Raw genomic sequence first — 12,032 nt, 5'->3', positions numbered from 1 at the left:
TGGAATGATGATGAGAGGGGGAGCTGAGCCGTGTCAAACGAAGCGGCCTCACCGGCACCCCTCGGGACACAACCGTGACATTCGTGAGGCGAGGAACGGCGTGGCCCGCGCAGCACGAAGGCCCCGGGCGGGCAGCCCGGGGCCTTCGTGCGGATGGGGGGGAGGACGTCGAGGACCGGGTTCGACGGGGAGCGTGCCCCAGGTGTCACGGCCGGGCCGCGGCCGCCGGGTCGGCCTTCCATGCGCTGACGCCGAGCTTCCCCGTCGTGCCGAGGTCGAGTTCGGGGGTCACCGTCACCGCAGGAGCGCCGGGTGTCGCCCGCACCCTCGCGTAGGGCGCGTTGACGGACGTGCCGTCGGTGACGGTGTTGCGCCACATCAGGCCCGCGGTCGCGCTCCCGCCCGGCTCCAGGGTGACCGGACGGGGCGGGTCGTCGAAGCCGGGCACGAGGGCGACGCCCCCGCTGCCCCGGGAGACCTCGACCCCCGTGACGGGCTTGCGCTGCTCGTCGAGGAGCTGGACCGACGGATAGCCCTCGACGCGCCGGACGCGGGAGGAGCAGTTCTCCAGGCGGAGTCCCACCAGGCGCAGCCCCATGGCGGCGTCGCCGTCGTCGGCGGTGAGGCGCAGGCCGGAGGGCGGGCAGGCGCCTCCCGCAGCGGGCACCTCGTCCGCCGGGACGCTCCTGACCTTGACGATGCGCACCCGTTCCGCGGCGTACCGCGGCGCGAGGGGTGCGCCGAGGTCGGCCTCGCCCTCCACGGTCCGGCCGGGCGGGACCGCGGACACCGTGTGCGGCACGTTCCCCAGGGCCTCTCCGGCACCTGAGGTGAGCCCGAACGTGACGGTGTAGGTGAGGGGTTCGTCGGCGTGGTTGGTGACGCGGAACGCGACGTGGAAGCGGACGCCGGAGCAGTGGGCGGGCGGTGCGCTCACGGCGGTGATCTCGACGTCGCCGTCCCCCTCGACACCGGCGGCACCGCCCGCGGGCGCCGGGGCGACCGGGACGGCAGAGGCGGCGCAGGAGGCACGGTCGTCCCGGTGCGGGACGTCGCAGGCCGTGACCAGGAGCAGGGCACCGGCGAGCACGGCCGGGAGGAGGAGGGCGGGGGTGCGCATCCGGCGACCCCATCAGGACCCTGCCGCTCCCGGCCATGGCGCAGGCCACAATTCCCGTCACACGACCGTCACAAGGCGCGGTGCCCGGGCCGGGCTCAGCGGGAGGCGGCGCTGTCGATCCAGGCGACGACGGCGCTGACCGTGGCGTCGTCGAGCTGCCGGGCGAGGGTGTGCACCGCGTCGCTGTCGCCCGGGAGCGGGGGCACCCCGGCCGCGATGAGCGCGGCGTGGAGCTCGACCCAGCGCGCGTCGACGGCGGCCAGGTGGGCCCCCACCGGGACGCCACCCAGTGACTGCTGCGGAGTATCGAGAAGGTTCATGGTGTTTCCTCTCGGATCTCGGACGGTGTCGACCGGACTCGCCGTGCAGGACAGCCCCGCTCCCCCCACCGGTTGCGCCCTGCCCCCGACTTCACCCGTCCGGCCCTCACCGCGGCCGCCGGGACCTGTGCCATGGGGATGACATTTGCCGGTCCGGTGACGCGGACGGCGGCGCACGGGGCATGGGCTACCTCAGTGCCCGCGCCCGCATCCCACGGAAGGCCTCGGATGATCGACAGGCGGACCTTCGGCACGATCGTCGGCACGGGAGCGGTCGCGGCCACACTGGCCGGGCTCGCCTCGGGGTGCGCGACGACCGGACCGGACGAGAACAAGCCGGCGCCGCCCAGGGCCCCCGGCAAGGAACGGCCCGGCGACGCCCCGGCGTTCGGCCCGCTGAAGCAGGTGGAGGCCGGGGTGCTGGACGTCGGCTACGCCGAGGCGGGACCGGCCGACGGTCCCCCCGTGATCCTGCTCCACGGCTGGCCGTACGACATCCACAGCTACGTCGCCGTCGCACCGCTGCTGGCGGCGAAGGGCTACCGGGTGGTCGTCCCCTACCTGCGCGGCCACGGGACGACCCGCTTCCTGTCCCGCTCGACCCCGCGGGACGCCCAGCAGGCGGTGTTCGCCCTGGACATCGTGGCGCTCATGGACGCGCTGGGGATCAAGAAGGCGGTCCTGGCCGGCTTCGACTGGGGGTCGCGGACCGCGGACATCATCGCGGCGCTGTGGCCGGAGCGGGTCGAGGGGCTGGTCTCGGTGACCGGCTACCTGATCACCAACCGCGAGGCGAACAAGCAGCCGCTGCCGCCGAAGTCGGAATGGGCCTGGTGGTACCAGTACTACTTCGCCACGGAGCGGGGCCGTAAGGGGCTGGAGCGCTACCGGCACGACCTGGGCCGGCTCGTCTGGAAGTTCAACTCCCCGACCTGGGGCTTCGACGACGCCACGTTCGACCGCACCGCGGCGGCCTTCGACAACCCGGACTACGTCCCCATCGTCATCGGCAACTACCGCTGGCGGCTCGGGCTGACCGAGGGCGACCCGCGGTACGACGACATCGAGGCGCGGCTCGCCCGCGGGCCCGTCGTCACCGTGCCCACGATCACCCTCGACGGGGCGGTCGATCCGTTCACGCCGCCGGGCAACGGCGCCTCCTACCGGGCCAAGTTCACCGGGAAGTACGCGCACCGCACGCTGCAGGGCATCGGGCACAACGTGCCGCAGGAGGCACCCGCGGCCTTCGCCCAGGCCGTGGTGGACGTCGGGCGGCTCTGAGGGGTCCGGGGGGCGCCTGTGGCCGGGCGCGGGGGGCCCGGCCACGCGGGGGACGTCAGTGGTCGTCGCCGCCGCGGCCGCGGCCCCGGCCGTGGCCCCCGCCGTGGTCGTCACCGGAGCGGTCGCCGTCCCGCACGCGGTCGCCGCCGTGGTCGTCTCCCGGGGGGTCGTCGCTGCCGGCGCGGTCGCCACCGTGGTCGTCGTACCCGGGCCGCGTCGTCGCCGGTGCGGGCGAGGCGGTGCGGGACGCGTCACCGGAGCGTGTCCGGCCGCGGTGACGGTCGTCCTCCGTGACCCGGCCCGTCTGCGCGTCCACGTGCAGCTCGTGCACGACCCCGGCCGCGTCCGTCACGTACACCTCCCAGTAGCCGCGGTGACGGTCGTCCGGCTCGATCTTCGTGACGGTGCCCGGCGTGTGGGCGACCGCGGCGGCCGCGGCCCGGCTCGCCGTGATGCCCGGGGAGCCGTGGTCGTCGCCCGCGTCGTGTCCCGGGGTCGCCCCGGGCGTGGCGGTCGAGGACACCGTGCCGCGCGCGTCGTCGCGCCCGCCGTCGTGGCCGCCGGTGGCGAACGCCGTGTAGCCCCCGGCGACGAGGACCGCGGCCGCGATGGCCGCGACGGTCGTGTTGCGCTTCATGAGGAGCCCTTCCGACCGGGCCGTACCCGGTCTGTGTCAGGTCTGTTCCGTGACCTCAATGTCGGCGGTACAGGCTGAAGGCAGCCTGAAACCACCTGAAGATCTCTTCAGGTTGATTTGGGAGGCTGGACCCCATGCGTGTGCTCATCGTGGAGGACGAGAGACGGCTCGCGGTCTCGCTGGCCAGGGGGCTGACGGCCGAGGGCTTCGCCGTGGACGTCGTGCACGACGGGCTCGAAGGCCTGCACCGGGCGGGGGAGGGCGTCCACGACCTCGTCGTGCTGGACATCATGCTGCCCGGCATGAACGGCTACCGCGTCTGCGCCGCACTGCGCGAGGCGGGCAACGAGGTCCCCATCCTGATGCTCACGGCCAAGGACGGCGAGTACGACGAGGCGGAGGGCCTCGACACCGGCGCCGACGACTACCTGACCAAGCCGTTCTCGTACGTCGTGCTGGTGGCCCGGGTCAAGGCGCTGCTGCGGCGCCGAGGTTCGGCGGGGGCCTCGCCCGTGCTGCGGCTGGGCACCCTCGTGCTGGACACCGCCGCCCGCCGGGTCTTCCGCAACGACAGCGAAGTGACGCTGACCGCGAAGGAGTTCGCCGTGCTGGAGCAGCTCGCGGTGCGGGCCGGGCAGGTGGTCGGCAAGTCCCGCATCCTGGAGCACGTCTGGGACTTCGCGTACGACGGCGACCCCAACATCGTCGAGGTGTACATCAGCACCCTGCGCCGCAAGCTCGGCGCGGACCTCATCCAGACGGTGCGCGGCGCCGGTTACCGGCTGGCCTCGGCATGAGACGCCCCCGCCCCCTCGGCACCGTCCAGGCCAAGATGTCGCTCGGTGCCACGCTCGTGGTCGCGGTCGCGCTGGTGGCCGCCGGGGTGGCCGTGCTGCTCTCGCTGCGCGCCAACCTCACGGGCCAGGCGCAGAGCCAGGCCGACGACACGGCCCGCAGGATCGCCCTCGACGTCGCCAGCCGCGGGGCGGGCACGGACCGCTACGCCCGGCTCCAGCTCCCCGAGGGCGTGCCGGTGCAGGTGACCACCGAGGACGGGCGGCTGCTGGCGGTGAGCAGGGGCCTGGAGCGGATCAGCGGCACCGGGGTCGGCGCCGTCCGGGCCATCCGCGGGGCCGCCGCCACACCCACACCCTCGCCCACCCCCGCGCCCACCCCTTCCGCGGTGCCGAACCGCACCGCGGAGAGCGGCGACGACCACGGGGGCGGCGGCGAGGACGACGGCGGCCACGGGCGCGGCCGGGGCCGGGGCGGCCGGGACGACGCGACGCGCGGCGGCGAGGACGACGACCGGCACGGCGGCAGCGCCACACCCTCGCCCGCCGCGGGCGACGACCCGGTGGTCGGCCACATCGGCCGGACGGTCGTGCACGGCACGGGACGGGCCACGCTGGACGGCCGGACCGCCGGCTACCGGTTCGCGACGATCAAGGCCACCGACCTCGCCGGGCAGACCGTCCTCATCCACGCGGGCACCTCGCTGGCGGCCCGCGAGAGCGCCGTGAACACCGCGGCGGCGGCCATGCTGGCGGGACTGCCCCTGCTGCTGCTGGTGGTCGGCGGCGCGACCTGGCGGGTCACCCGCCGCGCGCTCGCTCCGGTGGAGGGCATCCGGCGCGAGATGGCCGCGATCACGGCCTCCGAGGACCTCTCGCGGCGTGTGCCGGAGCCGGCCGCCCGCGACGAGGTGGCCCGGCTGGCGCGCACCACCAACGAGACCCTCACCGCGCTGGAGGCCGCGGTCGAGCGGCAGCGCCGCTTCGTCGCCGACGCCTCGCACGAACTGCGCAGCCCGATCGCCTCGTTGCGCACGCAGCTGGAGGTCGGCTCGGCCCATCCGCACCTGCTCGACGTACCGGGCGCCGTCAAGGACACCGAGCGGCTGCAGCAACTGGCGGGGGACCTGCTGCTGCTCGCCCGGCTCGACGCGGGCGAACGGCCCGCGCGGCGGCGGGTCGACCTGGGCGAACTCGTCGGCGAGGAGGTCCGCAGGCGGCCCGCCGACCGGGTCCCGGTGACCGTCGACGTCGAACCGCGGCGGGACGTGGCGGGCTCGCGCGGCCAGTTGGCCCGGGTCGTCGGCAACCTCGTGGACAACGCCCAGCGCCACGCGCGCGCCGAGGTGACCGTGACCGTACGCCTGCGGGACGGCCTGGTCGTCCTCGCGGTGGGCGACGACGGCGACGGCGTCCCGCCCGCCGAGCGCGAGCGGATCTTCGAGCGCTTCGTCCGGCTCGACGACGCCCGCAGCCGCGACGAGGGCGGTGCGGGTCTCGGCCTGGCCATCGCCCGCGACGTCGCCCACCGCCACGACGGCTCACTCACCGTCGGCACCGCCCCGGCGGGCGGTGCCCTCTTCGAACTCCGCCTGCCGGCGGCGGCCGCGGACTGACCGGCTCCGGGAGGGGCGGGGCTTGCGCCGGGCGAGGGGTCAGGTGACGACGCCGAGCTGGCGCAGCATGCCGAGTTCGTCGCTGCTCCCCCAGCGCTCGACCATCTTCCCGTCCTCGAACCGGCTGATCTGCATGCCCCGGTAGCTGACGGTCCGCCCCGTGGGGGCGTGGCCCATCAGCTCACCGAGGTGCGTGCCGGTGATGGTGTACGCGAAGGCGATCTCGTCGTCGGTGGCCATGACGTGCTCGACCTCGACGTGCAGATCGGGGAAGGCCCGCCGCATCGCGCCGAACATCTCCTCGTACCCCTCCGGCCCGGGGCCCTGCCCCGGAGCGGGGTCGTGGTCCACCGAGGCGGACGCGACGTACTCGCCGATCTCGCCGAGGTGGCCGCTGTTCACCGCCGTGCCGAAGCCCTCCAGGACGGAGAGGTTGTCGCTGCGGGACATGCCGCGCTCCTTGCGGTCGCGATCTCGGGCGCCGGGGCGCCCCTTCCTTCCACCGTAGGCGCGGCCCGCCCGGGCGGCCTGCCGGCGGTGCCGGCAGGCCGCCGGCACCGCCGCGGATCAGCCGACGCACGCCTTCTTGTCGGCGTGCGACTGCGGGATGTCGTCCGGGACCGCGTCCGGGTCGGCGAGCGGTTTCCCGGCGCCCAGGTAGTCACCGCCGAGGGTGAGGGTCATGTCCGCGCGGGGTCCGGCGTCGGCCGTCGCGGGGTGCAGGGCGCCGGACGGCAGGCCCATCATCGCGGCCAGGGCCCGGGCCTGGTCCGCCTGGTCGGGACCGTAGGCCAGGGTCGTGCGGTCCTGCTTCCCCCCGGGCGCGTTGCCGCCGTTGGTGGAGTGGGAGACGCCCTCGGTGTTCTGCAGCCACTCCAGGGTGTCCTGCGCCGCGCCCTGGGGGCCGCCCGCGTTGTAGACGACGACGCGGACCTGCGACGGGTCCGCCTTGGCGCCGCGGAGTTTGGAGTCGGCGGCCGCGGGCTTCTTCTTCGCGGCGGTCAGCGAGACGTCGTTCTTGATCGCCTTGAAGAGCGCGGGCGCCTTCGTGTCGTCCACGACGACCGTCGCGTGGAAACCCACCTCGGCCGGGTTGTCGACGACCGGGAGCGTGGTGAAGGTGATGTGTTCGGGGTCGACCCGGTTGAGGTCCTTGGCGAGGTCGGTGAGCTTCCCGACGCCGCCGATGCCGGTGTCCACCGTGAGCGACTTGGTGGCGGCGTTCGCCAGCTGGAAGAGCTTGCCGGGGTCGGTGAGGGTGTCACCGGACTTCATCTGACGGATCATCGACGCCAGGAACTGCTTCTGCAGGTCGATGCGGTCCAGGTCGCTGCCGTTCTTCAGCGAGTGCCGGGTCCTGACGAAGGCCAGGGCCTGCTCGCCCTGGACCTTGTGCGGTCCCGCGGACAGGTTCAGGTGCGAGCCCTCCCCCTCGTCGGTCGTGTCGTGGATGGGGTGGGTGAGACAGACCGGCACCCCGCCGACCGCGGTGGACAGGGTCTTCACGGCCTCGAAGTTGACCAGCACGAAGTGGTCGATCGGCAGGCCGGTGATCTTCGTGACGGTCCGCATGGTGCAGCCCGGGTCGCGGCCGTCCTGGCCCAGGCTCTGGTTGAAGCGCGGCTTGGTCCCGGCCTTGGGGGTGCCGGGGATGGTCTTGGTGGAGCCGTCCTTCTGCTTGGTCGGGCAGTCCGGGATGCCGGTGACCATGTCGCGCGGGATGCTCATCGCGGTCGCGTTCGACCGGTCCTTCGCCACGTGGAAGAGGATCGTGGTGTCCGCGTGGCCGACGCTGCCGGCGTCCCCGTACTTCGCGCCCAGGCCTTCGCGGCTGTCGGTGCCGATGACCAGGATGTTCACCGCGTCCTTGCTGGTCGCTTGCTTGCTGCCCGCCGTGCCGACGTCCACGGTGGCGATGTTGCCGTCGAGATGCCGGTACAGGAGGTAGGCCCCCGCGCTGCCCGCGAGCACCAGGAAACCGAGCGTGCCCGCGGTCCACATCAGCACCTTGCGCTTCGTGGACCGCTTGGCCTTGCGGGACGTCGCGGTCCCCGCGCGGCGGCCGCCGCGCGGTGCCGGGACGGGCCGCTGCTCCTCGCGGCGTGCCCGCCGCCCGCCCTGCCGGGGCACCGTGGGCGCCGGTGGGGCGTCGGAATCCAGCCGCAGCCGGTAGGAACCGGTCTCCGGGTCGAGGACCCACTGGTCCGCGGGGTCGATGTCGCTGCCGTCGTGCCTGTCCACGGTCGTACGGGGCCTCCGTCCACACCCCGGCCGGCCCGGGGCATCCGTTCAGACATACGAATGCCGCACATGGTTGCCCCCGGGGCGGTCAACTCCCGCTGCGGGACGGGGGACCAAGGGACTTCCGTGGGGGTTGAACCCGTGCCGCCGCCGGGCCGTACCAGTGGCGGCGGTCCCGACACCCGCGCCTGGCCCGCCGTGCCGTCACCGCACTTCACAGGGAAGGACCTTCGGGGTGTCGCTCTTCACGCGCTCTCACCGGCCGGGCACGACGGACGACGGACCGGCGGTGGAGGGCGACCCGCCGGACGACGGACCACCCGCGGACGGGGGCGGCGCCCCCGGCGGCGGCACCCCCGCGCGCACCGGATGGCGGGAGCGACGTCCCGCGGCGGCCCGGGCGCTGCGCGCGGGGACGACGGCGCTGGCCGCGGTGGTCGTCCTGGCCGCGCTCGTCCTGCCGGACCGGCTCTCCTCCATGGGCCCGGGCCACTTCGTCCGGCTGCCCGTGGAGGGGCTGCTCGGGGCGGTGCTGCTGATCGCCCTGCCGCGACGCGCCCGAAGACCGGTGGCCGTGCTCATCGGCCTGGGCCTGGGCCTGCTGCTCCTGCTGAAGTTCCTCGACATGGGCTTCTACGAGGTGTTCGCCCGGCGCTTCGACCCGGTCTTCGACTGGAGCCTGCTCGCCGACGGCGAGGGGTACCTGACGGCCACCTCCGGCCGGGCGTACGCCGTCGCAGCGGCGGTCGGGGTGGCGTTCCTCGTCCTCCTGGTACCGGCCCTGACGATCCTGTCGGCGGTCCGGCTGGGCCGGCTCGTGGACCGCGACGGCCGGGGGGCGGCCCGGGCCGCCCTCGTGCTCGGCACCGTCTGGGTGCTCTGCGCGGCGCTGGGGCTGGAGACGGGCGACGCGCCGGTCGCCTCGCGGGAGTCGTCGGCCTTCGTCCGGGAACGCGCGGACGACGTCCGGGCCTCGCTGCGGGACCGCGAGGAGTTCGCCGAGGCGGCGGCGCACGACGCCTTCGCCGGCACCCCCGGTGACCGGATGCTGACCGCGCTCCGCGGCAAGGACGTCATCTTCGCCTTCGTCGAGAGCTACGGCCGCAGCGCTGTCGAGGACCCCAGGATCGCGCCCGGGGTCGACGCGGCGCTGGCGGACGGGACCCGCAGGCTGCAGGCCGCCGGGTTCTCCTCCCGGAGCGGCTGGCTGACCTCACCCACGTACGGCGGCGGGAGCTGGTTCGCCCACTCCACCTTCCTGTCCGGCCTGTGGGTGCCCAACCAGCAGCGCTACCGCTCGGTCGTCACGAGCGACCGGCTGACGCTGACGGACGCCTTCAAGCGCACCGGCGCCTGGCGCACGGTCGGCATCATGCCGGGGGTCACGGCCTCCTGGCCGGAGGGGGCGTTCTACGGCCTGGACCACGTCTACGACTCCCGGGACCTCGGCTACCAGGGCCCGAAGTTCAGCTGGGCGCCGGTACCCGACCAGTACAGCCTGTCGGCCTTCCAGCGGCTGGAGCACGGCGAGCCGCACGACAAGCCGCTGATGACGGAGATCATCCTGGTGTCGAGCCACCGCCCCTGGGCGCCCATCCCCGAGATGATCGACTGGGACCGGGTGGGCGACGGCTCGGTCTACGACGGGATCAGCGAGCAGGGCAAGGACCCGGCCGAGGTGTGGAAGGACCGCTCCAGCATCCGCACCGAGTACGGCAACTCCATCCAGTACTCCGTGAACAGCCTGGTCCAGTACGTGGCGAAGTACGGCACCAAGGACACCGTGCTCGTCTTCCTCGGCGACCACCAGCCCTCCCCCGTCGTCACCGGCAGCGACGCGACCAGCGACGTTCCCGTCGCGATCGTCGCGCACGACAAGGCCGTGCTGGACCGGACGGACGGCTGGGGCTGGTCCGACGGGCTGCAGCCCGCGCGCGACGCCCCGGTCTGGCGGATGGACACCTTCCGCGACCGCTTCCTCACCGCGTACGGGTCCCGGCCCTCCCCCTGACCGCCCTCCCGTACGCACCCGGCGCCGTCCACAGCCTGTGGACGGCGCCGGTGCGCGCTCAGCCGCGCCGGGACCGCTCGGCGAGCCAGTCCAGCGCGGCGGCGGCGGAGCCGAGCACCGAGATGTGCCCCTCGCCGGGCCGCAGCCACAGCTCCGCGTCCGGGCACCGCCGGGACAGCCACACGCCGTGCCCGGCGGGCACCATGCGGTCCGCCTCGCCGTGCAGGACCAGGACGGGCGCGGCGGCCCGCGCCGGGTCGAAGCCCCACGGCGCCACATAGGCGAGGTCGTCGTCGACCATGCCGCCCTGGTCGCTCTCGATCCCCTTGCCCGCGACGTCACCCAGCCATCCCCACGCACCCGCCAGCGCGGCGTGGTCCCCGGGGGTGAACAGCTCGGGGTCGAAGTCGCCGGAGGCCAGCTGCGCCTCGAGCGCCGCCCGCCCCCGGACCGCCGCGCCGAGTTCCGCCGCGCCGGACGGCCCCATCCCGGCGAACCAGTCGAGCCCCTCCGCACCGAACGGCGCCAGGCCGGACCCGCTGACCACCGCCAGGACGCGGTCCGGCAGCAGGGCCGCGCAGGCCAGCGCGTGCGGGCCGCCGCCGGAGTGGCCCATGACCGCGAAGCGGCCGATGCCCAGGGCGTCGGCGACGGTCGCCGCGTCACCGGCGCCCGAGGCGACGTCCCGGCCCGGGCGGCGCGTCGAACCTCCGTATCCCGGGCGGTCGTAGCCCACCCACCGGATGCCGTGCCCGGCGGCCGCCGCGAAGAGCGGCTCGGGGGGCGTGCCGATGTTGGGCGTGCCGTGATGCCACAGGACGGCGAGCTCCGCGCCGTCCTCCCCGCCGCCCGGTCCGACCGGCCCGGTGTCGTACACGTGCAGCGTCCGCCCGTCGGCGAGTGCGATATCCGTCTCCGTCACCATCCGGCCGAGTCTAGGGGCGGGCACCGACACGGCCCCGGGATCGGCGGGCCAACGCCCGCCCCGGGAGCGGAAACCCACTGTCCCGGCGCACGGCCCGCTGCTACCACCCCCGGTGTTCTCCCTCCTCGAACCCGCCCTGTTCACCCGGCTGCGCGACGCGCGGCGGGTCCTCGTCGCCGGGGCCGGCGGCGGCTTCGACGTCTACGCCGGGCTGCCGATCGCGCTCGCGCTGCGCGAGGCGGGCAAGGAGGTGCACCTGGCCAACCTCTCCTTCGCGGACCTGTACGGCCTGGACCCGGGCGTCTGGCTGGACCACGACGTCGCCGCCGTGCGCCCCTCGACGGCCGCGCGCGGCGACTACTTCCCCGAACGGACCCTCGCCCGCTGGCTGGAGTCGCAGGGCCTGCCCTCGACCGTGTACGCGCTGTGCCGCGCGGGCGTCGAACCGCTGCGCGCCGCGTACCGGGCGCTGATCGGCCACCTCGGCGGGGTCGACGCGATCGTGCTGGTGGACGGCGGCACCGACATCCTCATGCGCGGCGACGAGAGCGGACTCGGCACGCCGGAGGAGGACATGGCCAGCCCCGCCGCGGTGGGCGGGCTCACCGGCGTCCCGCAGCGGCTGGTGGCCTGCCTCGGCTTCGGCGTCGACGCGTACCACGGGGTGAACCACTCCCTGGTGCTGGAGAACCTGGCGGCCCTGGAGCGGGACGGGGCGTACCTCGGCGCGTTCTCACTGCCCCGCGACAGCCGTGAGGGGCGGCTCTACCTCGCGGCGGTCGCGCACGCCCAGGAGGCGCCCCCGGACCACCCGAGCATCGTCCACGGTTCGGTCGCGGCCGCGGTGCGCGGCGACTTCGGGAACGTGCGGTTCACCGAGCGCACCCGGCACAGCGAACTGTTCGTCAACCCGCTGATGGCGGTCTACTTCTGCGTGGACGCGGTCGGCCTGGCCGCCCGCAACCTCTACCTCGACCGGCTGGAGGGGACGCAGCTCACCCGGCAGATCAGCTCGGTCGTCGAGGAGTTCCGCGACGAACTGCCGCGCCAACGGCCGCCGCGGACCTTCCCGCACTGACCGTCCCCG

At 74.5% G+C, this 12,032-nt stretch carries 11 protein-coding genes; 5 read left to right on the top strand and 6 right to left on the bottom strand.

The genetic code is table 11. The features are described from left to right. Positions 1-205 precede the first annotated feature (205 nt). On the bottom strand, positions 206-1,120 hold the full coding sequence (locus ACFYYN_RS01465) for a DUF4232 domain-containing protein (protein WP_500544279.1): 915 nt from the start codon (positions 1,118-1,120) through the stop codon (positions 206-208). Positions 1,121-1,215: 95 nt separating this feature from the next. Next, positions 1,216-1,440 (bottom strand): hypothetical protein, encoded by a 225-nt coding sequence (locus tag ACFYYN_RS01460; RefSeq protein ID WP_499512723.1) that lies wholly within the window; start codon positions 1,438-1,440, stop codon positions 1,216-1,218. A gap of 228 nt (positions 1,441-1,668) precedes the next feature. Between ACFYYN_RS01460 and ACFYYN_RS01455 the strand changes: the two genes are divergently transcribed. Continuing rightward, positions 1,669-2,721, top strand: a complete 1,053-nt coding sequence (locus ACFYYN_RS01455; protein WP_500544278.1) for an alpha/beta fold hydrolase — start codon at positions 1,669-1,671, stop codon at positions 2,719-2,721. Positions 2,722-2,776: 55 nt separating this feature from the next. On the opposite strand, the gene ACFYYN_RS01450 is transcribed toward ACFYYN_RS01455, so the two are convergent. Then, a complete protein-coding gene (locus ACFYYN_RS01450; protein ID WP_500544277.1) occupies positions 2,777-3,358 on the bottom strand; it encodes a PepSY domain-containing protein in 582 nt (193 codons plus the stop codon). A 134-nt stretch (positions 3,359-3,492) separates the two neighbouring features. Here ACFYYN_RS01450 and ACFYYN_RS01445 point away from each other — a divergent pair, with 134 nt between their 5' ends. Continuing rightward, complete coding sequence (locus tag ACFYYN_RS01445; protein WP_499512726.1) at positions 3,493-4,155, top strand: response regulator transcription factor; 663 nt, start codon at positions 3,493-3,495, stop codon at positions 4,153-4,155. Beyond that, positions 4,152-5,768, top strand: a complete 1,617-nt coding sequence (locus ACFYYN_RS01440; protein WP_500544276.1) for a sensor histidine kinase — start codon at positions 4,152-4,154, stop codon at positions 5,766-5,768. The genes ACFYYN_RS01445 and ACFYYN_RS01440 overlap by 4 nt, the downstream gene beginning before the upstream one ends. Positions 5,769-5,807: 39 nt before the next feature. Here the strand turns inward: ACFYYN_RS01440 and ACFYYN_RS01435 are convergent, their stop codons facing one another. Further along, a complete protein-coding gene (locus ACFYYN_RS01435; RefSeq protein WP_500544275.1) occupies positions 5,808-6,218 on the bottom strand; it encodes an ester cyclase in 411 nt (136 codons plus the stop codon). Between the two features lie 117 nt (positions 6,219-6,335). Continuing rightward, a complete protein-coding gene (locus tag ACFYYN_RS01430) occupies positions 6,336-8,009 on the bottom strand; it encodes an LCP family protein (protein WP_500544274.1) in 1,674 nt (557 codons plus the stop codon). Between the two features lie 235 nt (positions 8,010-8,244). Between ACFYYN_RS01430 and ACFYYN_RS01425 the strand changes: the two genes are divergently transcribed. Further along, a complete protein-coding gene (locus tag ACFYYN_RS01425) occupies positions 8,245-10,020 on the top strand; it encodes an alkaline phosphatase family protein (RefSeq protein ID WP_500544273.1) in 1,776 nt (591 codons plus the stop codon). Positions 10,021-10,078: 58 nt separating this feature from the next. Here ACFYYN_RS01425 and ACFYYN_RS01420 read toward each other — a convergent pair whose 3' ends face one another. Next, entirely contained in the window at positions 10,079-10,945 is an 867-nt protein-coding gene (locus tag ACFYYN_RS01420; protein WP_500544272.1) for an alpha/beta fold hydrolase, read from the bottom strand. Positions 10,946-11,057: 112 nt separating this feature from the next. Here ACFYYN_RS01420 and ACFYYN_RS01415 point away from each other — a divergent pair, with 112 nt between their 5' ends. Next, positions 11,058-12,023 carry a DUF1152 domain-containing protein gene (locus ACFYYN_RS01415; protein WP_500544271.1) on the top strand — a complete coding sequence of 322 codons (966 nt, stop codon included), beginning with the start codon at positions 11,058-11,060 and terminating at the stop codon, positions 12,021-12,023. Positions 12,024-12,032: the final 9 nt, after the last annotated feature.

It is taken from the genome of Streptomyces sp. NPDC001902, from assembly GCF_042891295.1.
In the GTDB taxonomy this organism is placed as follows: domain Bacteria; phylum Actinomycetota; class Actinomycetes; order Streptomycetales; family Streptomycetaceae; genus Actinacidiphila.
The sequence above is the reverse complement of the archived record's forward strand: the minus strand, read 5'-3'. Positions and strand labels throughout refer to the sequence as shown.